This is a genomic window from Okeania sp. SIO1H4, from assembly GCF_010672695.1.
Classification (GTDB): domain Bacteria; phylum Cyanobacteriota; class Cyanobacteriia; order Cyanobacteriales; family Microcoleaceae; genus Okeania; species Okeania hirsuta.
Window position 1 is genome coordinate 167,900 of sequence record NZ_JAAHGB010000007.1, and the last position, 23,880, is coordinate 191,779.

Sequence of the window (23,880 nt, forward strand, 5' to 3'; positions counted from 1 at the left end):
TCTTCTTTCTTATTTACCCTTCATTTCTTCTCCTTCCTTCTTTTTCCCTACTGACTCCTGAGGACTGACTTCTGACTTCTCTCTAGTTATTTATAACTATTCAACCGGACATAATATAAATGCTTAATAGTTGATTAAAGTTGAATCTTGGTAATCGCAATATTACCAGCAAAGCAAACATCTACATCCGTACCAGGAGTGCGGTCGCGTTCTCCATATTTTCCGGTATAATAAAAATCTTCTCCTTCCATTTGATAAGCTACTGGTAATGGTTGGGTTGATGGTGTGCAAAATACCATTTTTGGATCTGGTGCTTCGGGTTCTAAATAAGGAAAGTTTACATTCCAAAAAGCTCCTGGTTCAAGGGGGCGGTTGAGTAAATCTGCTAATACTATTTCTGCTAAACGAGTTACTCTTTCCCAATTCACAGGTTTTTTTCCTTGACGATATTGAGAAAGGGCGATTCCTGGAATTCTGTGAAATGCTGCTTCCCTTACTGCTGCTACTGTACCAGATATGTAGACATCTACACCCATGTTACCCCCTGAGTTAATACCTGAAAGTACCCATTTGACATTATTGTCGATGTGTGTTAGGGCAATTCTAGTACAATCTGCTGGTGTACCGGCGATCGCATACTCAACCTCAGACAGAGTTTGGATATTAATTGGTTCTTGAGTCGTAACTTGATGTCCACAGCCAGATAATTGTTCTTGAGGAGCGACAATTATACTTTTTTTAGAAGATGCTAAAGGTAAATTGACATTATTGACAGCTTCCCAAAGTGCTTTAATGCCAGGAGCATTAATTCCATCATCGTTGGTGAGAATAAAGGTCATACTTTTTAAGAATTTGAGTTTAGCTATAGCAATTCTATTTTATTTGTGTATAAAAATCTTACCGCTTTTAGGGAACAGGGAACAGATGGGAGTTTCAGTTTTTTTATCTACTTTTTGATTACCCGCAACTTATTTAGGATTGCTATAGTTGATAATTTTAACATTGCCAGTTAAAGATATTTTTGAGTTGAATTTCTTATCTTTGCTCATTGAATTCCAACACTTTGACTAATTAGCTATTTACCATTTTCTTAATTCTTCAGCCTTTAACATAGAAAAATATATATTACTGTACTATTTAATACATTTATCCGATCGTCAAAACTAATATTTATTGAGTAATACTTATTGTCTGAAAACTTGAGCTGATAAGAACTTCAGATTATTTTTTTTGTTTATTGTTCAATTATTTGTGAGATTATTAAACATCTCCAATAATAAAAAATCAAATCAATTATCCCGTATAAATTATCAATTCTTTCCCCCTACTCCCTACTCTCTACTCCCTACTCCCTTTTTTCCAAAGAGGTCTATTGAGTCGATCGCTATAAGATTAGAATTTTACTCTTCTCCGCTCAGTAGAAAATGAACAAATAGAGATAGTAATTGATCTTTTGATTTTGGGTTTAATACCCCACCGTCTGAGGGTGTTAACAATTGGTTGGGGTTTGAGTCCCAATCCACTTTTTGCTTCTTCCTTCTTCCTTCTTCCTTTTTGCTTCTTCCTTCTTCTACTTTCGTAGATTACATGAAAAATAGTACTGTGTTAAACTATTTATTACTATAAAAATCAAAGAGTAATAAAGTCAATGTATGTTACTGCCTGCTGTTTTACATCCTGATATAGTTGAATTTCTCCGAAAAGATGTGGAAAGTAATTTACAAAAAAAAGTATGGGAATGTATTAAAAAACTGAAGCAGCAAAAATTTGATGGTGGATTGCGGGTTAAAAAGCTGAAGGGAATCAATAAAAGAGTATGGGAAGCTAGAATTAACAGTGCTAGTCGCTTAATTTTTACCTACAATAAGTCATCGCAACCAGAAACAGGAAAAATGCAAGTTTATCTGGTAATTCAAGATATTTGTGTAGACCATGATGATGTATCACGACGTGCTAAAGCGAGAAATAAAAGTCCTGATTCAGAATGGTTAGAAACAGAAGAAATAGAAGTGGTTTTAGAAACTAGCGACTTTAAAAATTTAGATAATTACGCAGATGGAAATAATCAATATTCAGCAGCAGAAAAAACAAAGATTGACATAGTAGAAGCTCTAGAGTTAGAACTTAATTCAGATTTGACAGATGATGAATTGCTAGGAAATATTCAGTGGCGAGTATTAGAGTCAGAAACGGAATGGCAAAAAGCAATTATTGAGCAAAATACAGATTTACCTTTAAAGTTGACAGCAGAAGAATATGAACTTGCTAGACTTTCAGGAAATCTTTTATTAAATGGTAGTGCTGGTACAGGCAAAACCACAGTGGCATTATATAGAATGCTGCAAAAAAGAGAGTATAACAATTCAGGGAAACGTTTATATATAGCCTATAATCATTTGCTAGTTAATAATGCAGAAGAACAATTTTATAAAATAGTTGCAGATAGTGAATTAGAAAAAGCAGAAAGTAATCAAATAAATCAAACAATTTTTGAATTTAAAAATCTCCATAAACTATGTTTGGAAGTTCTGAGTACTTATCATCAAGAATATCATCATCAAAATGAAGTAAACTATCAAGTTTTTTCGGAAATGTACAAGGCACATCCTCGAAAAAAACAATATCCAACGTCTTTAGTGTGGGAAGAAATTAGAAGTGCTATTAAAGGAAAACAACTATCTATAACAGAATATCTTTTGTCTGAAAAAGCTTACGAAGAAATCAGTAAAAATAGTATGACTTGTCTGGAGGAAAGACATCGTAGAGAAATCTATAAAATTGCAACATGGTATCAAAAAAAACTTCAAAAAGAAAAATTATATGATGAAATAGATTTAGTCAGAAAAGTGTTGAGATTGATTGAAAATAATTATAGTGAAAAATACGATCTGATTGTTTGTGATGAGGTACAAGATTTAACAGAAATACAATTAGAGTTATTATTTAAGTTAGTTAATCCCAATGGAAATTTATTTTTTGCTGGAGACTCTTATCAGATGATTAGTCCTAGTGGTTTTCAATGGGAAAAACTAAAACATAAATTTTATCCTCACAGAAAAGTAGATAGACAAACTTTAAAGTTTAATTTTCGTAGTGTAGGAAGCTTAGTAAATTTAGCGAATCAACTACTAAAATTACGTTCTCGATACTTAGCAGAACCTACAGGAAGTTATTCTATTACAAACAGTAGTAAGGGTCAATTAGCTAGGATAATTTCAGCAGACGATCAAACATTAATAAAAACATTAAAAGAAACATCTTTATATCCTGGTGATGCTATTTTAGTCAGACAAGAATCAGAAAAAGAAAAAATTAGAGCTGAACTAAATTCTAGTTTTGTTTTTACAATTGAAGAAATAAAAGGATTAGAATTTGATACCGTTTTTCTCGTAGAATTTTTTCAGCCCACAAAAAAACTTTGGGGTAAAGTCATACGAGGTGGCTTACTAAAAGAAAAAGAAAAACCAGCATTTCAACTAGAATTAAACTTACTTTATGTAGCAATTACCCGCGCTAGTAGAATATTAAATATTTGGGAATCACAGCTTAGTGCCCTCTGGCAAGAACCAGAATTTCAAGGTTTATTTCAGTCAATAATTCCCGAATTAGTAAGAAGCGACCGCGTAAATCCTAGTTCAGAAACATGGCATAAACAAGGGGAATATTATTTAAAAGCAGGATTCTATCAACAAGCAAAAGAATGCTTTACTAAATCCGGCGATCTAACTTTAGAAAAACAAGCTCAAGCCAAATTATTAATTCAAAAACAAGCTTATGATGAAGCAGCAAAAATTTTTGTTGAGTTAAGAGAATGGCAAGAAGCAGCACTACTATTTGAGAAATTAAAAAAATGGCAAGAAGCAGCAAAATGTTGGGTGAAAATTGGAGAAAACCAGAGGCAAAAAATTTGTGAAGCTTACAACTTGGAAGTAAACTTAAAATGGTTAGCAGCAGCAAAAAAATGGGAAGAACTCGAAAATTTTGCTAATTCTAAACGCTGCAAGATGAATATTCCCGAAAAAAAAGCAGAATATCAAGCTATTGAATTTGAAGAGAAAAAACAATGGCTTAAAGCTGCTTATGAATATGACTTAGCCAAAATACCTCAGAAAGCAGCATTGTGTAGAGCCAAAGAATTTGAAAACAAAAAACAATGGGAAAAAGCTATTACTCAATATCAAATAGCAGGAATGGAAGAAAAAGCAAAAAAATGCCGCCTTCGAGGAGTAAACGAACTACATAAACAAGGACTAATTAAACTACAAAAAAGAGATAATACTGGCGCTATAGAAAACTATAACCGAGCAATAATACTAGACCCAAATAATCATCAATGTTACAAAAACAAAGGTATTGCAATGGCTCAATTGGGAAACTTAAAGGCAGCAATAGCAAATTTTCACAAAGCATTAAAACTTGAACCAAAAGACCTCCAAAATTATCATAATTTAGGGGCAACTTATGCAGAATTAGGCAAATTAAATCAAGCCATAAATCTTTTTTCTCAAGCTCTGAAATTTAATCCTCAAGACTCTCAAATTTACCATAACTTAGGAGTAGTTCATTTTAAAGCAGGAGACCCACAAGGAGCCATCGCAGATTATGATCGAGCAATAAAATTTAATCCCACAAAAATAGAAGCTTACTATAATCGAGGTATTGCCCGTCGTTCCCTGGGAGATAGGCAAGGTGCAATTGATGACTTCACCACATTATTAAAACTCAATCCTCAAGTTGTAGATGCTTATACCCAACGAGGTGCTGTTAAGTTTGACATGAAAGATATAAAAGGAGCGATCGCCGACTTCAACGAAGCAATTAAACTTAATCCTAAACATCCTGAAGCCATTTACAACCGAGCTGTAGTCCGTCGTTTGATGCGAGATAACAATGGCTCCCTAGAAGATTTTAACCAAGTTATACAAATTAATCCTAACTATGTAGATGCTTATATCAAACGAGGTATAGTTCGTTTCGATCTTGGAGAACATCGTGGCGCCCTAGAAGACCTAAACTGTGCAGTACAACTTCAACCCAAAAATGCAGAAGCTTTTTATCATCGAGGTAATACTAAGCGAAGTCTGGGAAATTTTCCCGGAGCGGTTGCTGACTTTCAGACCGCCATACATCTCAACTCCCAATATCATCAAGCTTATAACGACCTTGGCATTGTACGTCTGAGAATGGGAAATATAAAAGGGGCAATGAAAGACTTTGAAACAGCTCTACAAATTAATCCTAACTATGCCGAAGGTCATAATAACCGAGGCTTTACCAAGTTTAGATTAGGAGATATAAAAGGGGCAATGAAAGACCTTGAAACAGCTCTACAAATTAATCCTAACTATGCCGAAGCACATAATAATCTCGGAAATGCTCGCTTTCAAACAGGAGATTTTCAGGGAGCTATTGATGAGTTTGGCGAGACTCTTCGCATTCGTCCCAACTATGTTCCTGCCTATAATAATCGAGGTTTAGCTCGTTTGAAATTAGGAAGCTTTTCTGAGGCGATCGCTGATTGTCAAGCAGCGCTAAAAATCAACCCCAACTATGGTTTAGCCTACTATAATTTGGGCTTAATTCACTGTGAAATGGGAGATTTGCAGCAAGCTATTCTAGACTATAACGAAGTATTAAAATTGTATCCGAGAAAAATAGACGCTTATATTAACCGAGGGCTAATTTATATGAAGTTAAAAGACTATGCTCAAGCGGTTAAGGATCAAAGCAGTGCTTTAGATATTAATCCTAATCTAGGTCACGCTTATTCTTTTCGTAGTGAAGGATATATGAAATTAGGAAACTTTCAAGCTGCTCTTGATGATTTACACAAAGCAGCAGAAATTTATCAACAACAAGGAAAGCGACAAGAATACGAAAAGATTATCAAGACTATTGATAGTATTAAAGATGAGCACGACCCATAGACATCGGCATGGAAACTACGGCAGTTTTTAGATGGGTAAACCACAGTTAAAAAGTTAGGTGGTAGGTGTTAGGTGTTAGGTGTTAGGTGGTAGGTGAAACGAGGGCTGCGAATTCCACAATAGATGACTAACCTTGTGGTCTACTCCAGTGAAAAGCGCTGTAAGTTTTTGCCCAGGCATTTAGTAGACACACAAAATTATAGTCATTTACTTTAGATTGAGACAAAGCTTTCTTGCTATGAGAGAGTTTCAGACGAAAAAACGTCTCATTTTTAAGTTAAACTACTATAATTGCCTATTTTGATCATCAAAATATATCCTCAGATAAAAGGAAGCAAAATGTTGATTTATATCATGTATTTTTACAGCGCTTTTCATTAGACATCTCCAAAATCAAAATTAAGGTAAAATTGTAGTGACCAATTATATATACGCTGTCCCCAAATAAATAACACCATTTCTCAAAAACTTTTCTACATTTTCTTGAGTATGGGAGTATGGGAGTGGGGGAGTGGGGGAGAAGTAAAAATAATAATAATTCATATTAAATATGCTCAAATTAGCAAAAAAAAATATTAGGATAGTTTAATTACTTAATAACTGAAGTGTTACCTAAGTAGATAATTACTTTTGGCAATTAGTCTAATGTATTAGAATATATTTATAATCATCCACTCATCAACAAAAAAAAATTATTGGTATTACAGATAAACAACTAATAAAATTAATAGAAAATCCTCAAAAAGTTGAATAAAAAAAAGACAGGCGATAATGCTCCGCATCGCTAACGCTAACGCTAGTCAAGAAAAAATATTAATCAAGGCAGTAGGAGCAAGAAAAAAGTCTTTAAGCAAGGGGGAAGAAATAATTTTGACGTTATATTATTTGCATCATGTACCAACATTTCAGCTACTAGGAGCAATAGATATCTCCAAAATAGAAAATCAGGTAAAATCATCAAAACCATTTATGTCTGCAGTATCCCAAATGAATCCAATTTTAGAATATATTTATAACCATCCACTCATCAACAAAAAGAATTATTGTTATTACTGACAAACAGCTAATAAAATTAATAGAAAATGCCCAAATAATAGAATCAGAAAAAAAGAGGCGATGTAGCTGCCGCACTTGCTCCGCCAACGCCAAAACAGAAAAAAGATTAATTACAGCAGATGGAGGAAGAAAAAAGAATTTAACTCAGGAAGAAGAAATAATTTTAACGTGATTTTATTTACATCAAATACCAAGTTTTCAAACATTAGGAATCAACTTTCGTATAAGTGAATCAAGTGCTAATAATATTTTTCATTACTAGATAGATATTCTCAGAGAATTACTGCCAGCAAGCTGATTATAACAAGTAAAAAAAAAGAAAATGAATTGGAATTGGTAAAGGAGATATTAACAGAATTAGAACTAATTGTAGATAGTATAGAACAAAGTAGAGAAAGACCAAGTGATATAAAGACCAAGAAAAATATTACTCAGGAAAAAAGAAAAATCATACTTTTAAAAATCAAATAATAACGACACCAAAAGCGAGTGCTTAATTCGCCGTCGCACGGCGAATGTAAGAAGCACTCAAGACAGGAAAAGAAATAGTAGATGTAATAGTAGGATAAAAAGGTCCAGTAAATGATGTAAATATATTCAGAAAACAACGAATGGGAGTTTGATAAAAAACAAAAATTTCAAGGAGATAAAGCTGATGAAGGAGTAGAAAGAACAACTACACCAAAAAAGAAACCAAGAACAAAAGAAATGCCACCATAAATCAAAGAAGAAAATCAAGAAAAAGCCAAAAATAGAATATTTGTAGAACATATAATAAGATTAATTAAAATATTTGGAGTTCCTAGAGAAAGATGCAGATTAAAAGATAATAATTATCAAAAAGTAATCTTAACAATATGTGGTTTAGCCAGACTAATGATTGACTCATTTATATTAGTAAAAGTCATCAAAAATTGAGATTAAAATAATAAATAAAAGTACAATAAATATTTATATTAGTAACACGAAGTATCTCTGATAACCATAAAACTGTACAAATTAACTACCTTCATGAGTGGCGATAACCTCCGGTTAAGCGTACGCTATCGCTCCACTAAAGATAGTTAGGATAGGCGTTTGAGTATTTTTGGAGATGTCTAATATAGTAATAAAAAACTAGATAAAAATGTTTAATAATTAACAATGACTGTTTATAATACCATTAAAAAAAAGAATGTTACGAATAATCAGGGCAATTAAAATACTTTATAGGAGATGTCTCTTGAGCTAAAAATATAAATTCAGACTTAAAAACTGCTATTAAAGCTATTCATTCTGACTCAGTCAGACTGACTTCCCCTCCTGGGAGGGGTTAGGGGTGGGTTGACTCCTAAGAAATATGCTAGCTATTTGTAGTAAACATTTATCAAGTTGGCATAATACTGTAAAACGCGTAAAAAATGACGCTCTGGAGGAGCTGGCGATCGCTCCAGTAAAGATAGTTATAGCAAGTGCCTGATGATTTTTGGAGATGTCTATTTAAGTAGACTACAAAATTATTTTCGGTTAGGGAGTAGGGAGTCGAAAAATGCTTTTGGGTTACTGATGATTATGATTGGCTGAACAAACAGGAAGGATAAAAATGTCACCGTACTATCCAGTATAGTTTTCTTGGAATTTCAAGGGTTTGAGTATTCGTTGTAGCTTATTCAGGAATGATAAATTTTGTGCCCTTTTAGGGAGTTGGAATGTGACAATTTTTTTCTGAGCTTGATTGCCATTAATATACTCTACCTATATTTACAATTTCTGTTTTGCAATCCCATTTATCTCAATTCATTTTATTAAGCTTCTAGGCATAGCCAAATTCTTAATTCCAAAATACACTAAATTTTACTTTTGAGCAATCAATGCTGTATTGTTTATCTATCAAGATTTTCAGCTTTTTATATAGGAGTAGGAAATAGAGGTGCGATTGCATCTTTTTTCGCCCTAAATTGCACCTTAAAAAGGGATGTTGAACTAATTTTGCTAATTTTATTTTAAATAACTAATGTTTAATTGAATTTTTGATAATTTTTAATTATTTTAGTATTTGTACCTACTTCTTCAAGACATGGACAAGTTTGAATAAGTCATAATTATAGTAATTATAAATAATGCTGATACTTGCATAGCAGAAGTAAAGAAGGAAGGACAGAAGTTGGAAAAATTTTGCGTTGTCTGAGTTTTAAGCTTTTGATATGTCTTAACTGGAGAGTACAAAGTTCTGCTAAAAAACAGTTGGTTCTCAAGATTGAAAGTGTTACTGGGAAAGGTTTACAGCACCTACGCTCTGTGAATGGAGAATTTTTAACCTTGAGTCCGTGAAACCCTTGACTAGCAATAGTTATTCCCAGAACTTTGCACTGTCTAGTCTCCTAACTTTTGCTTCGACTGCTATATATCGGGACTTTAGCAAAAAACGCCTTAAAAAAAGCCTTAAAATCTTGCTGGGTAATGCTTTAACGTTAAAATAGGCTATTTCTTGATATATCTTAGGTTTTCCTGGGTCATGCTACCCAAAGAACCATTTTTATCCTGTTGACGTATTTTCTTTGCTACTGTTGAGTTTGAAGCCATTTTCACTGTCAAAAATATCAAAGTCCTGATATGGATTTTTTCCTGATTTACAAAGAAGTTAGTAGTACTTAGGCATTTTCAAGTAGGAAAAATGCGTCAAAGTCAGTCTAGACAAGGGAATTACATCGATGCCTTAAAAATGGCTAGAACCCTTAGTAATTCAGTATTTATGTCTTTTTAACGCAAAAGCCTCTGCCCATCTATATTTGCCTAAGTCCCGAGATAGTCCTGCATAGTAATGGTAGGATACATATTTTTTAATTTCTCCCACACTCCTCATCTCCCACACTCCCCATCTCCCCATCCCCCCATCCCCCCAAACTCCCGGTGCTTCCTTTACCATTACTATGCACCACCACCAGTCCCGATAATTCTATCTGAATGGAGTGCTTATTTTTTGTTTGGTCGCGATTTATTTCCCGGTAAATCGGATATTAGACCGGGAGTCCTCTGGCTCCATTTAAGATATAAAATGCTAAAACCTTTAACCAGCAAAGATTTTAGTATATTTCGAGGAATTAATTTGATAGAGTTGTATGCGCCCTGCTGGAATCGAACCAGCCTGAAAGCGAATTATGAGCTCGCTGCCTCCCCAATCGGCCAAAGGCGCCTATTTCTAAGTTTACCTTTATATCGTCACATTAAGCTAGCTTGGACTTTTCTTAGATAACCTAACATATCATAACATAGTTTCTGGAGTTAAGTTAAATTTTTGGACATAAATATTTCTAAATTTATACTAAAATATAGTATATCATAACAGAAAACAATATTATGCCTAAGAAATAAAAAAACTATGAATTCTAGTATTGTGCTAACTCTAAGCTTACTAACCCTAATGTTTGGTGCAGGTTTGGGTAGTGCTTCTTGGGGGTTTAAGCTAGGAAGGGAAGCTTTAAAAGGAATTACTCAACCAGATACTCGTCCCACTAATAATTTAGCAGGTGCTAGAGACAGTTCAAATCGCAAAGAAGGATTAGTCTTGTTAGAAGAGGAAAAAATTATTACCACTGTAAAAAATATTATCAGAAATGGTGGAGTAATTGAAGAAAAAACTACTAAAAAAGACTCCCAGAACAAACAAGCCAAAGCAAAGTCTTCTCAAGAAAATCAATCCCAGCAAAGTTTTCCAATTGTGAGTAGTGACGCTGGAGTAGCTCTAGAAGTTAATGATGTTCGTCGATGGGGTAATTCTCTAGTTTTAGATGTCAATTTAAAAAATGAAGGAGACCGAGCTGTAAGATTTCTGTACAGTTTTTTGAATGTTACAGATGACCAGGGAAGGTCTCTCAGCGCAAGTACAGAAGATTTACCAGGAGAATTACCACCCAATGGTAGAAGATATTATGGTATTATTACGATTCCAGTTGCATTATTAGATAATGCCAAAGAACTTTCCTTGGAACTGACAGATTATCCTGGTCAAAATTTAGATTTAAAAATGTCTAGAATCAAAATAGATTAAGTGGATTAGATATTTTTTTGAGTAGGTTGTTAGTTAGATAAAAAAAGTTATCTATCACATAAGTTAATTTATTTATCTCTAATCGATCGTCAGAGAAAGCAAAGTTAAATTTTAACTTTGAAGAGCAAAGAAATCTAATGAAGTTGCCCAAGATTTAATGGTATAATAAACGTTGTACATAAATATAGTCTTATGTAGTCAAACAATGTCAAATATCTTCGTGAAATTGTACTCACTAGCTACTAAATATTTGAAAAATTTAATAACTCAAAGGCTTTATGTTTAATGGTATAATCGGCAGGTAGCTGAGAATCCCTGGCTAAATCACCATAATTAAAGATTAATAAATGCTCGGCTCCTAATATAATTTTAACCCCTTGATTTATCAGATTATTTGAGAGACTTATGATTCAAAAAAATCATCGGTTTTATCCTGAAATTGACCGACCGTGTTTCTTGTCGAAAAATATCTTAAACTCATGCTAATTATTTAGTTCATCAGTCTTTGATATTTGAAAATATTTATCGTCACTATTTGGACTTGCAAAAGAAGCTACAATCTCAAGGAGACTATCAAGCAATGCCAGCTAAAGTATCTCAACAAATCTTGATGATAATAGATCGAAACACCGAAGAGTTTTTTAGCAGCGAACGAAGTTTATAAACACCAAGCCATCAAAGTTTAATGCTCGTCCTCGTCTTCGGGGATATAAAAATAAAATAACGGGAAGAAATATTGTAGTTTATACAAAACAAGCCATCAGCCAATAGAAATGTTATCTTATAAAGCCAAGATGGTAGGGATAGATGTAATTATTACAGAATAATCTTACACCTCAAAAGCAAGTTTTATAGATAATGATTTGATTCCAGTGTACAAGAAAGGTCAGAAAAATCATGTCACCTTTTCTGGAAAAAGAATAAAAAGAGGAATGCAATCGCACTGCCAGCAAAGGATTAATTAATGAGTTATGTGAACGGTTCTTTGAATATTATGAGAAAAGTAGCTCTCTTTTGTCTTTGACCATGGGAAGCGAGGGTGTTGTAGTTCACGAGCGTCAGGATAACACCTGCGATCCGAAGGATATGTCTTATGTGACTATATTCTTATAAACTATAAATTGTTAAATATTAAACATGAAAATTTTCAGAGGTCTGAGGCAGAATCAATGGCAATAAGTTTGGGAGAAATGCCAAGCTTAGAAATCCTGACATCGACAGAGATAATGTCGCGACTTTTGTCAGTCTTTCTGCTAATTATCATCAATGCCTTTTTTGTGGTGGCAGAATTTTCTATAGTTTCTGTGCGTAGATCCCGCATTAATCAATTAGTCGATGCAGGTGATGTTCAAGCGAAAATTGTTCAACAACTTCAAAAAAATATAGACAGACTACTCTCAACCACTCAGTTAGGTATTACTTTGTCTAGTTTAGCTTTAGGTTGGATTGCTGAAGGAACTATGGCAGTAATTGTTAGATCTGCAATAGTTAAACTACCCCTACCTATTCATGTTACTCAAGCGATCGCTCACTCCCTAGCTATCCCAATTGTCACCTTTTTTATTTTGGCTTACCTGCAAATTGTCCTAGGAGAATTATGCCCAAAATCAGTAGCACTATTATATTCAGAAAAATTATCGAGATTATTTGGTCCTTTGAGTCTAGCTATCTCTCGCTTCTTTAATCCATTTATTTGGGTATTAAATCAATCTACTCGTTGGTTATTACGACTGATAGGAATTAAATACACTGGCAGTGTCTGGAAAACACCTGTTACCCCTGAAGAATTACAATTAATTATCTCTACTTCTACTGAATCAACTGGTTTAGAAGCAGAAGAACGACAATTACTTAGTAATGTCTTTGAATTTGGGGAAGTATCAGCTTTAGAAGTCATGGTTCAACGCACTAATATAGATGCTATCTCTAGTACGGCTACTTTTAAAAATTTGTTAGATGAAATTAAGGTATCTGGTCATTCTCGTTATCCTGTCATTGGTGAGTCCATAGACGACATTCAGGGTATTATAGATTTCAAAGAATTGGCTCAACCTTTAGCAAAAGGTTTATTATCCTCACAAACTTTAATTATACCTTGGATTCGTCCTGTAAGGTTTGTATCTGGACAAATGTATTTGAGCGAGTTATTATCATTGATGCAAAGAATGCGTCAAATTCCAAACAGTCGTCAGCACCCAGAAATGGTAATAGTAGTAGATGAATTTGGTGGTACTGCTGGGTTAATTACGCGAGAGGATTTGATTGCTGAAATTATCGGCGGTAATAGTTATGAAGTAACTGGTACTGAAGAATTTACTCTACAAATGTTAGACGATAAGACTTTTATTGTGCAAGCACAGTTAAGTGTAGAAGAAGTTAATGAACTATTGAATTTAGATTTACCTCTAACTGAAGATTATCAAACTTTGGGAGGATTTTTGATTTATCAGTTACAAAAAATACCTACTGCTGGAGAAAAGTTATGGTATGAAAATCTTGAATTTACTATTATTTCTGCCGAAGGCCCACGTCTCGATCAAATTAAAATTAGTCAATTAGAAGAGTTAGAAAATGAGCAAATTGTTAATGCGTTTTTAGAAGATGAAGCAGGAGAAAAAGTCAATCAAACTACATCAGATGAACTAATTGATAGCTCAGTTTTTCAGGCTGAAACTGACCCTCAAGATATGAACTAAAACCTTTATTATAGCAAGTTTTCTGGTTCTAAGAGGAGAGTTCAATAATTAATAATTAATAATTAATAATTACCTCTGTTTGAAAAGAAGAAAATTGATGCGGTAGAGAAATTTTTTTCTTCTCTTGGTCTCATGGATATGGCTCCGAGACCCGTTCTTACAGACCCGCTCCGAAGATCGCCATCCCACCCTACGGGAAGCTCCGAAGACTCACGGCTTTTTTCTCCTTTAAAGGAGAGGTTTTAAACCTTAATTATTCGGTAAATATCAAGTTAATCCTCATTTTTGTTGTCTGTTACTTTTTTCTGCATATAATATAGTACACCTCTTGCAAAAATATTATATGCTATATTTATAAGCCATTTTTTGTCTAGTTTGACGTGAAAATATACCCAGAATTGCTCATTTTTTTGAACTAATTAGGGCTTGCTCAATAAAGCTAAAAGTCAGGATAGCTGACGGTAATGGAGCTTTGTATATTCAGCTTATCTCCTAGTTATTGGCTCTTATTTCCCTCAAAATACTGAAATTTTCTGCTGAAATTCAAGAAAATTTCTTCACATAAAATAGCCGAAACCTTTGCCTGTTCCTCCCATCTCCGCGCCGCCGTGTCCTACCCCCACCAACTAATTTTTTCAGCAGACCCTAATTAAATATACAGCGATCGCCAATTTACAAAATCATTAAAAATTGGCACACTAAAAAAGTTTAGCTCATCATTAAAAGCTCAACTAACTATCGGTTTAATAGATTTTTATTAAAACTTAATTAGCAAAGCTGACCGCAAGCTAGCTGAATACTTACCCTGTAATTACTTATCTAAATTTTCTTTATAATGTTCGACTTCAATAGTAGTATGAACATTTCCTCGTGGATAAAAATTAGCTTTAATTTTTACTTCTAAAGGGTCACAAGCAGCTACCAAATCATCTAAAATTTGATTCACTGATTCTTCATGGGAAATATAACGGTCGCGATAACTATTAATATACAATTTCAGTGCTTTCAATTCCACCACTCGTTCATTTGGAACATATTTTACGTCAATTGTGGCAAAATCTGGATAACCAGAAAAAGGGCATTTACAAGTAAATTCTGGTAAAGTAATGTTAATTTCATAACGTCGTCCAACACGGGGATTAGGAAAAGTAATTAACTCTCCTTCTAATATATTCCGCTCTCCATATTTAGCTTCTTGCATATTAAACTCTTGAGAAAGTTCATGGTTAGTTTCAGAATAATTCATAGATATTAATTAAACAATTTGGAAATACAATTTGTAGAAGTAAATGCTTTTCTTTAATCGTGACTTGACTAATTTATATTTTATTGCTCTAATTTCACTAATTATCCCCCATAATTATTGAAAAATATCATAGTAGTAAAATAATGCAAAATATTAGCGCATCTAGTCAGATGGGACATAATTCCGAAAATAACTACTCTCCATCTATACCTATTTCTGTATATAGAGAAGCTACTGCTGAACTACAAGCAACTCAAATTAAGCTAGAATCACTCAAAGTTCATAATGAACAGTTAATCCAGCAAAATCAAAAACTCAGAAGAGAATTTGAAAAAGTGATTCACTCTGCGACACAGCTACAAGAAATTATAAATTCTTCTGTGCTAGTAACTCAACCTCAAATGTCTTCTTTTCCCAACTCTGAACTTAAGGTAGATACTTTTAGAGATAACTCTTTTAATTCTGATTTTGAAGTAGATTCTCCTGAAACATCATCTTCCTCACCTTCTCTACCATTTACCGACTCTAAAAAAGCAGATCCAGATTTTCCAGAGTATCTATATACAGAAGAACCAGATATAAGTAGCTACAGCAAAACTTCTAATTCCACACAAGTATCTGACCTCAATGGAATTTGGTTAGTAGTTGCTATTTGTTTGATTGTAATTGCTGCATTTGGTGCTGGGTATTGGGTTGTTCGTCCAATTTTAAATCAGCGATAATGCTCCGCTTCGCTACTGCAATAACCAATACTCACCTAAGAAGTTACAGACTCAAACACATTATTATAATCCCACGGCTTTAGTCGTGGGGTTGTTAACTCAAACCAAGCATATATGTAATTTAGTTATTATTAATTTATATTGGTTGTTCATCCTCTTGCTAAACTCGTTTGTTTGACATACTCTACTTACTTCAGGGAGTTGATTTCTCCCAGACTCGTCAGGGATTACTGGATATTCAGACGGCTTAACTCTCTCTACTCGCGCAGTAGTTAACCAGAAGCGGGACTGTCCTCAGTCGTTCAGGTGGTTAGCCTCAGTTCTCGGATATCCGACCATAATGATTTTACCAGAAATAGAGTTTGATTAAATGGTTGGTACTTTGTTAGTTTCTCTAGCTGTTTTGACTGTGCCTTCGCCACCACAGGTTCTTAGTTTTGACCTTCTCGTACTCTTTGCCTCCAAATGATTTCTCTAGCCTACGAAGTAGAGGGTCAGGTACTAATCCAAGCTTAACACAAAGTCGCCCTGAAACGGCGAGGCTTTAAAGCCTGTTTTTCGGTAAAACTGTTGACATTACGATCTTTTGTAGAAGTATCTTGGACTCCCATCCCAGGGTCAAAACCGCGCTTTATCTCAGTCAATTTTATTTGTTTAGCTTGGAGAGCTGTTTCTAGAATCTCTACAGCTTTATGCGGATTTCCATGACCACAAAAGAATAAGTCAGCAGCAAAGTAACCTAACTCAGGCCATGTATGGATGGCAATATGAGACTCTGCTAGTGTTGCCGTCGCAGTAACTCCATGAGGACTAAACTGATGAACACATAAATCTATGAGGGTTGCTCCTCCTGCTGTAATTGCATCAATTAAAGAGCAACGGATACGTTCAGAATCGTTGAGCAGTTCTGCAGGGGACTGCCAGGCATCAACGACTAGATGGGTTCCCAATTGTTTCATTCTACGCGGTTATACCTCCACCCGATTAAAGTCTCAAATTTATTAGTTTATCACAAAACTTTTGTATTTTTGAATTATGAGTAATTCATGTAACCACTTTTGGAGAATTTAGCTTTTTAGCTAGACTTGCTCCATAAATCTAAATCTATATCTATTTTAACTCTATCTGTGAGTTGAACCATTTGGCATAATTGCTTCTTTTAAGCAAACGTCCTCAAGAGCAGAAAGATTTAAACTAGACCCAATCAAGTTAGCACCACACAGGCAAGCTTCTTTTAAATCAGCACCTTTGAGAGATACTAGCAATAAACCGGAACCGTAAAGATTAGCTTTCTGTAAATTAGCACCTCGCAAATCAGCTTCCAATAAATTTGCTCCTGAGAGATTGGCCGCTTTCAAGTTAGCACCTCTTAAGTTAGCTTTTTTCAAGTCAACAGCTCGCAGGTCTGCTTGTTCAAGATTAACACCATTGAGATTAGTATTGCTAAGATTTGCTCCTTGTAGATTAACCCCACTCAAATTTGCTCCACTTAGATTAGCATTGCTCAGGTTTGCTCCTTGTAAGTCTGCCTCAATTAAGTGAGCAGCGCAAAGGTTGGCCTCTACCAAAGTTGCTTCTATTAAATCTGCCTTGATTAATTTTGCACCACTGAGATTTCCTCGTTGTAGATAAACTCGAATTAGACTTGCCTGATTTAATATAGTGCCACTTAGATCTACCTCACTCATAATTGCCCGATTCAAAGTGGCCTTAGTTAAGTCTGCGCCACTGAGAATAGCACGACTGAGGGTAGCTCCTGTTAGGTTGGCTTCAATCAGTTTTGAGCCATTCAGTAAACAAGTTCCGACCATGCTAGTGCCAATCAGAATAGCTTCTGTTAAATCTGCTTCTGAAAAAATAGCCCCACTCAGAATTACTCCACTTAAGTCAGCTTCAATAAGAGTGGTTTTAGTAAAGCTCGTAGCGCTCAAATTAGCTTCAATTAACTTAGCTTCAGAGAGGTTAGCATTACTAAAATCTGCACCAACTAGATTAGCTCCAATTAGTTTAGTTTTAGCTAGGTAAGAATTTTTGAAACTAGCATTACTTAAATTACTTCGATTCAGGTTAGCTGCACCTAAATTCACTGCAACTAGGTTAGCTCCTGGAAAATCTCTTTCTCCCTTTGAGTGTCTAATTAATAGTTCATTTGCACTTAAAAGCTCGCTGACATTCATAAAATAAATCTGTTAATTTATCTAGATTTTTGTTTATTTGCTTGATTTCCTCTTAATTGCCAAAAATTAAGTTTATAAGTTTAAAGGATTCTATATTTGGTTAAACTTTCAACAGAAATTATTTTTTGTTAATGCTAAACAAAGTTTGTCGGCGCAGCCCTTATCTGGGATGTCCTAGTGGTCTGTCAAAATATTATTGACGGGTTTTATCCCCCCTAACTACCCTTAAAAATGAGGGAATTAGAAAAAAGCTATGGACAGAATTAATTTTACAGACCACTAGTTTGAATAGGTTCATCAGTCTTAGATAATAGAACTTTACTCCATGACTAATTACTATTTGTTATATTGATTGTATTGATCAAATTACAGGAGTTATTTGCTGGCATCCTTGTAGTCTAGAGACCCTTGTGTGGCTGCGGGTCTGTTCAGCTAGTGTCACCTCCCTGATAGTTCGTGGGACAACTAGATTGCAGGTTATTGTTATTATTAAGCTGCACAATAATTAAGCTATCAGGTTCGTCTGAAGCTGAACCTTGAGTATCTGATGTTCTTATACTGCATTTATTGCTTATATCTATTTGATCCATCAGTGCCTAATTTTTTTGAAATTGGCTGCTTCGTTAGTAAAAATGATAGCTGACAATTGACGATTAGACAAATTTTTGTTAGATTCAGTCTGAAATCTTTATACTTAAAAGATTTTAATTGACAAAAAGTTTTTTTTATGATATTGTAAAAATAATTAGGGTTTGCTGAATAAAGTCTTTTTGATGGAGGAGGAGACAGGAGACAGGAGACAGGAGACAGGAGAAATGGAAATTTAGAGGAAGTTAGGAGTAAGAATTGTCCCTAAATTTTTCTGCCCAACTATGAGCCTAAAATACGCTCCTTTTTGAGCGTGAAGAGCTGAAAACCAGGTACTTTTTTCGCCCCCAAAAAGGCTAAAATCTTTATCTGTCAATGCTTTTAGATTTAATCAGCAAGCCCTAATTAAGAATTTAAAGTATGCCTGATATCAAGTCTAATTGAATAACCTCTATAAAGCTTGCTTCTTCAAATATAAATAGAGTTGTCGCTAAATAAAGGGAAAAAATCACTCTAACCTAGACAGAGCAATAATTCCCAGCATTTTTGCCATCCAATAGCTACAATCCTTACAGAACAAGGTTTTTGGGGAATTTTTAAGTTATAAAGCGACAAGTCTAATATATAGATACCTTATATACAACGTCTTTACGTCATAGTTAATGAATGTGACTCTATGGGGACTTACACATTTCCCAGTTATCAATGCTATATATAGTGTGTTACTATAGTTTTTGTTTACTACATACAGTATTTTTGCGTAAGTTATATTAATATTAATCTTAATCTTAATTCTTGTCTTGTTTTCTATTCACTTAAAACTCCAAAACTCTCTACCTTATTTAAGTAGAAAATTGCTGTAAAAGAGTTGAGGCAGCAACAAATAGACAATAAAATTTGTTAAAAATCCACAAAAAGTGTTATTATAGAAGTTTTTCAGAATATTGTAGACGTGACTGCAAAAGTTGAGTTAGGGTTTCAATTAACTATGACAACACAAGTATTGCCGAAAGTAAATAGTCTTGGAGACTGGGCATCCTTAGCTTTTGAAAAGCATTTTCAGAAAACCCTCAGACACGAACCAGAGGTACTCAAAGATCAAGACCCAGAGGAACTACATCAAATGCGTGTGGGTATGCGTCGCTTGCGCTCTGCTGCTCAAGGTTTTAGGCCAGTTGTCACTTTGCCAAAAGCAGCTCAAGATCAAAAAATTGGTAAAATTGCTCGTTGTTTAGGGGGTTTAAGAGATTTAGATGTTCTTTTAGAAGCGCTTCAAAATCGCTATCAACCAAATTTACCTCCTCAAGAACAGGCAGAGTTAGAGAAGGTTATGCAGCAATTACGAAAACAACGTCGTCAAGCTTTTAAAAAAGTACGAGGAATACTTGGAAATAAGAATTATCTAATGTTGAAGCAGAAATTACAGGAATGGTTGGATAAGCCAATTTATACAGATATTTCTCGCCTGCCTATTCAAGAGGTATTACCAGATTTATTATTACCTGAAGTTAGTCAATTACTGCTTCATCCTGGCTGGTTGGTTGGTATTGAAACAGAGGATTTAGAAACAAGTGATAATCAGGATTTTTTACTACAAAGAACTAATTCCAAGCATCAAGTTGTCAAAATAAATAATGATGTTTCTTTTATAAGTATTAGCGATAAAGATGAGGAAAATCTACATAGTCTGCGTAAAGAAGTAAAGCGGGTTCGTTACCAGATGAGCTTGTTTACTGAATTTTATGGTCAGACTTATGAAGCTTATTTAAAAGATATGAAAGAAATTCAGGAATATCTGGGTGATATTCAAGATGGTGCTGTTTTAAGAGAATTTCTGGAAAATGTTTTGCAATCTAAAATTGACAAAGTTCTTCCTACCTTAGAGAAGCAACTCCAACAAAATTGGCATCAAGCATGGCGAAAATGGCAGGTTTTGCAAAGACGATATCTTAATATTCAAGTTAGACAAAATTTCCGCTCTGAATTATTGCGACCTGCGATATAAATTCTGGTATATTAGACTTCTTGTAGAGGTAAAATAAAAAACAAAAAAAGAAGTGAATATTTAATTTTTACTTTTGCAAGAAGTTTATTTATCCAAAATTGGTAGTAGGTAAAGATTGAGTAAAAAGCAGAAAAGAAAATATGTATAGCAGTCGAAGCAAAGTTTAGGACATATTAAAAGCTTAAAACTCAGACAATGAAAGATTTTTCGCTCTTTCGGTCCTCTCCTAGATAACTAAGCCCCTTCTTCCTTCTGCTATAAAGAAGATTTATCTCATCTAAAAAAAAATGATGCTTGTTTATCCTGCCTTACTGAGTGGGATTGAATGATGATCAAAAAAGTTTAACCTATTACTAATCTTTTAATTACCTAACCTTTACTTTGTGAGGATAGTCTGAGTACTATGTATATAAAACCAGTATATGTAAACTGGAATGTATAAATATGGCTCAAAGTTCTAGAGCAACTATAGAAACTAATAATTACAATACAAGTTCTGAACGTCATCTACACTTTTTTAATAAAGGAGAAACAATACCTCTAATGTCGCAAGGTGTCTGGCAAATTTGTCAAGGTTTAGTGCGACTCAGTACTCTTTATCCAATAGGCGAAGAAGGTCTACTCGGATGGGGTGGACCTTCTATGTGCTTTGGTAGTTGTTTTTCCCACTTGCAGACTTATCGGGCAAATGCTTTGTCAGATGTTTGTCTAATGTGGTACACAATGATCGAGATAGAGTCTTCCCCAAAATTAGCCCAAGAATTGTTACCTCAATTAGGAAGACGATTTCGGCAAACAGAGGCCTTGTTAGCGATTGTTGGACAAAGACGAGTAGAAGACCGTCTCCATCAGTTATTATTATTGTTGAAGCAAGAATTTGGCCAGCCAGTGACTGATGGTACTCGGTTGAGTATTCGCTTGACTCATCAAGATATTGCTGGTGCAATTTGTACAACGCGAGTAACTGTCACGAGAATTTTGGGAAAATTACAACAGCAAGGATGGCTCAGTAAAGATAAAGATCGTCATCTGATATTAAAAAATGAAGCTTTTGCATACTCATCAGATTTATTTGGATTTGTCAGTAACAATAATAACTAAACTTAGTCTAATAAATTATAGCGCTACGCGCTAGGGAATAGGGAATAGGGAACAGGGAACAGAGAATAGCAAAATGTAAAAGGGTTTTAGGATTAAAAAATGTCCTAAGCAGTTCTTGTAGTTCTATATTAGGAACCTCCACAAATCAAAAGTAAAATCTATTTTTAGATATACACTATTTTCCCAGTTCTGGTTTTCCTCTTTTCTGAAGATATTTATTAGACATAGGCATGATAATAAAAAATCAAATCAATTATCACACAGAAATTATCAATTCTTTCCCCCTACTGCCTACTGCCTACTGCCTACTGCCTACTGCCTCTTTTCCGGAGATATCTATTGCACATAGCGTTGCCTTCGTAAGCGACGTTCTTTCAAGATTAAAACATCTGCCTGATTTTCTTCTCTAGCTACTCTAACTAATAATCCAGCTAGCGACAAACTACCAATCATTGAACTACCGCCATAGCTAAACATTGGCAATGGTAAACCTGTAGTTGGCAGTATCCCAGTCGCAACACCTATATTTAAGAAAGACTGACCTACTAAAGCTATCATTACTCCAATGGCTACAAGTTGATGTGCCATTCTAGTAGCTTTTAAGGCAACTCTCAAAGCAATAATACTGTATATAGCTAATAATATTAACAGTAATAAGGCTCCCACAAAACCAAACTCTTCAGCATAAACAGAAAATATAAAGTCACTATATGGAATAGGAAGAAAATGTAGCTTTTGCTGAGATAAACCGAAACCGCTGCCCCAAATATCTCCAGAAGCGACTGCTAGTAAACTTTGAATTAACTGATAGCCATCCCCCATTGAATCTGCCCAAGGATTTGTAAAAGAAAGAACTCGCCTCCTCTGATAATCATTAATGCTGACGCTAATGGTAGCTAAAAGAAATCCACCTAAAGCAATACCTCCTAGATAAAAGTAAGGTAGTCCTGCTGCAAAGGCAATAAACCATAAAATCATACCACATAAGGCAGTGGTACTTAAGTTTGGTTGCAGTAAGATAGATGCTAGTATCAAAGAAAAAGTACATAACCAAGTTATCCTTACTAACCAAGTCAAGCGATTCCATTTACTATACAAATTAGCTGCTTGCAGCACCAAAAAAGGTTTCATTAGTTCAGATGGTTGAATAACTACTGGGCCTAAAGATATCCAGCGAGTTGCACCATTAATTGTAGTTCCTATTCCTGGTACCAGGGTGAGAAATAGTAGAGTGAGTATTAAAATTATGCCTATTTTGGCAGTTTGCAGCATAGTAGATAAGCGGGTATAAACAATTATATTAAATCCCATCGTTCCTACTAAAGCCCATATTAACTGCCTTTTAAAAAAGTATAGACCATCTCCATATTCTGTTGCACCACTGGAATAGGAGGCGGAAAACAATACTACTAAACCGATAAATAACCAAAGGAATGTGAACCATCGCAATAGTCTAGCTTCTATAGTCCATGTTTGGACTTTGGGGTCGAAAAAGGGAATGAGATAACGTAAATCCATATAATTTTTGTTACGCTTTTGTTGCGTGTTAGGTGTTAGGTGGTAGGTAAATTTTTCTCATCTAAGGCGACAATCTTAATTAATTTACTGTTTATTTTGTGTCTAGAATTTTTTGATAAATGCGATCGCAGCGTTTGGTTTCTACACCAGTTGTTAAGTGATAACCGCTACTTTCATATAATTTAACAGCTTCTTGCAATACTGTTGCTGTTTCTATCCAAATTTCTTGAAATTTACATTCTATAATTTTGTTTTCTAATTCTTTTAATAAAAATTTTCCTAAACCTTGATTTCTGACTTCTGGCAATAAGTACATCTTTCTAATTTCGGCTGCTTTATTACCTCGTGAAATTGGATAATATGCGGCAGTGCCTAATATTTTTTCTTGTTTTTCTATTACCCAAAATTCTCCTCCTACATTTTGATAAAATTTTTCTACTTGTAAGACATCTCGATCTGCATCTTTGGGTTCCCAGTTTAAACCGTATTCTGCCAGAACAGAACTGATAATATTTGCTACTATTTGACGGTCATCTGGTTGCCAATTTCTAATTACAAAATCACGATAATATTTTTTCATAATTTAAGAAGGTTTTAGGTAGAAGGTTTTAGGTGGTAGGTGGTAGGTTAAAGGTTTTATAGCAATCTCAAATGATTTGTCAAAAATCAAAGGATATATAAAAATTCTCAAACTTTTACCCCTGTTACCTGTTGCCTAAATTCAAAGGTTTGTTTACCTGCAATTGAAATAGAATTCCTATAAGCAAATACCACATTGTTTATTTTTAATTTTCAAACAAATAATATCATGTCTGGT

General features: G+C 34.4%; 17 protein-coding genes and 1 tRNA gene. 10 read left to right on the forward strand and 8 right to left on the reverse strand.

Going from position 1 to position 23,880, the window contains the following annotated elements:
* Window positions 1-134 precede the first annotated feature (134 nt).
* Window positions 135-839, reverse strand: coding sequence for a 5'/3'-nucleotidase SurE (gene surE / locus F6K06_RS08235; RefSeq protein ID WP_124147069.1), 705 nt, complete (start codon window positions 837-839; stop codon window positions 135-137).
* An 813-nt stretch (window positions 840-1,652) separates the two neighbouring features.
* Between surE and F6K06_RS08240 the strand changes: the two genes are divergently transcribed.
* The 4 genes from F6K06_RS08240 to F6K06_RS08255 all read left to right on the forward strand — a co-directional run bounded on the left by F6K06_RS08240 (window position 1,653) and on the right by F6K06_RS08255 (window position 7,901).
* Window positions 1,653-5,927: a tetratricopeptide repeat protein gene (locus F6K06_RS08240; protein WP_287241223.1), complete on the forward strand. Its 4,275-nt coding sequence runs from the start codon at window positions 1,653-1,655 to the stop codon at window positions 5,925-5,927.
* Window positions 5,928-6,698: 771 nt separating this feature from the next.
* Window positions 6,699-6,983, forward strand: a complete 285-nt coding sequence (locus F6K06_RS08245) for a transposase family protein (protein WP_240039159.1) — start codon at window positions 6,699-6,701, stop codon at window positions 6,981-6,983.
* 211 nt (window positions 6,984-7,194) lie between these two features.
* Entirely contained in the window at window positions 7,195-7,245 is a 51-nt protein-coding gene (locus F6K06_RS08250; protein WP_287241372.1) for a hypothetical protein, read from the forward strand.
* A gap of 458 nt (window positions 7,246-7,703) precedes the next feature.
* A complete protein-coding gene (locus F6K06_RS08255; protein WP_287241374.1) occupies window positions 7,704-7,901 on the forward strand; it encodes a transposase family protein in 198 nt (65 codons plus the stop codon).
* A gap of 1,804 nt (window positions 7,902-9,705) precedes the next feature.
* On the opposite strand, the gene F6K06_RS08260 is transcribed toward F6K06_RS08255, so the two are convergent.
* Both F6K06_RS08260 and F6K06_RS08265 read right to left on the reverse strand, forming a co-directional pair.
* Window positions 9,706-9,888 (reverse strand): hypothetical protein, encoded by a 183-nt coding sequence (locus F6K06_RS08260; protein ID WP_287241225.1) that lies wholly within the window; start codon window positions 9,886-9,888, stop codon window positions 9,706-9,708.
* Window positions 9,889-10,082: 194 nt separating this feature from the next.
* Window positions 10,083-10,155: transfer RNA gene (locus F6K06_RS08265), tRNA-Ile, on the reverse strand.
* 186 nt (window positions 10,156-10,341) lie between these two features.
* Between F6K06_RS08265 and F6K06_RS08270 the strand changes: the two genes are divergently transcribed.
* The 3 genes from F6K06_RS08270 to F6K06_RS08280 all read left to right on the forward strand — a co-directional run bounded on the left by F6K06_RS08270 (window position 10,342) and on the right by F6K06_RS08280 (window position 13,706).
* Entirely contained in the window at window positions 10,342-11,010 is a 669-nt protein-coding gene (locus F6K06_RS08270; protein WP_124147071.1) for a hypothetical protein, read from the forward strand.
* A gap of 505 nt (window positions 11,011-11,515) precedes the next feature.
* Complete coding sequence (locus tag F6K06_RS08275) at window positions 11,516-11,674, forward strand: hypothetical protein (protein ID WP_205127523.1); 159 nt, start codon at window positions 11,516-11,518, stop codon at window positions 11,672-11,674.
* Window positions 11,675-12,179: 505 nt separating this feature from the next.
* Entirely contained in the window at window positions 12,180-13,706 is a 1,527-nt protein-coding gene (locus tag F6K06_RS08280; RefSeq protein WP_240039160.1) for a hemolysin family protein, read from the forward strand.
* Window positions 13,707-14,517: 811 nt separating this feature from the next.
* On the opposite strand, the gene queF is transcribed toward F6K06_RS08280, so the two are convergent.
* Entirely contained in the window at window positions 14,518-14,952 is a 435-nt protein-coding gene (queF, locus tag F6K06_RS08285; protein WP_124147072.1) for a preQ(1) synthase, read from the reverse strand.
* A gap of 143 nt (window positions 14,953-15,095) precedes the next feature.
* Between queF and F6K06_RS08290 the strand changes: the two genes are divergently transcribed.
* Complete coding sequence (locus tag F6K06_RS08290) at window positions 15,096-15,674, forward strand: hypothetical protein (RefSeq protein WP_124147073.1); 579 nt, start codon at window positions 15,096-15,098, stop codon at window positions 15,672-15,674.
* Between the two features lie 512 nt (window positions 15,675-16,186).
* On the opposite strand, the gene speD is transcribed toward F6K06_RS08290, so the two are convergent.
* On the reverse strand, window positions 16,187-16,633 hold the full coding sequence (gene speD / locus F6K06_RS08295) for an adenosylmethionine decarboxylase (RefSeq protein WP_124147074.1): 447 nt from the start codon (window positions 16,631-16,633) through the stop codon (window positions 16,187-16,189).
* A gap of 162 nt (window positions 16,634-16,795) precedes the next feature.
* A complete protein-coding gene (locus F6K06_RS08300; RefSeq protein ID WP_124147075.1) occupies window positions 16,796-17,851 on the reverse strand; it encodes a pentapeptide repeat-containing protein in 1,056 nt (351 codons plus the stop codon).
* A 1,576-nt stretch (window positions 17,852-19,427) separates the two neighbouring features.
* Here F6K06_RS08300 and F6K06_RS08305 point away from each other — a divergent pair.
* Window positions 19,428-20,444, forward strand: coding sequence for a CHAD domain-containing protein (locus F6K06_RS08305; RefSeq protein WP_124147076.1), 1,017 nt, complete (start codon window positions 19,428-19,430; stop codon window positions 20,442-20,444).
* A gap of 444 nt (window positions 20,445-20,888) precedes the next feature.
* Window positions 20,889-21,545: a Crp/Fnr family transcriptional regulator gene (locus tag F6K06_RS08310; protein WP_287241228.1), complete on the forward strand. Its 657-nt coding sequence runs from the start codon at window positions 20,889-20,891 to the stop codon at window positions 21,543-21,545.
* Window positions 21,546-21,881: 336 nt separating this feature from the next.
* Here the strand turns inward: F6K06_RS08310 and F6K06_RS08315 are convergent, their stop codons facing one another.
* Both F6K06_RS08315 and F6K06_RS08320 read right to left on the reverse strand, forming a co-directional pair.
* Window positions 21,882-23,063 (reverse strand): FtsW/RodA/SpoVE family cell cycle protein, encoded by a 1,182-nt coding sequence (locus F6K06_RS08315; protein ID WP_124154661.1) that lies wholly within the window; start codon window positions 23,061-23,063, stop codon window positions 21,882-21,884.
* 91 nt (window positions 23,064-23,154) lie between these two features.
* Complete coding sequence (locus tag F6K06_RS08320) at window positions 23,155-23,643, reverse strand: GNAT family N-acetyltransferase (RefSeq protein ID WP_287241229.1); 489 nt, start codon at window positions 23,641-23,643, stop codon at window positions 23,155-23,157.
* Window positions 23,644-23,880 lie beyond the last annotated feature (237 nt).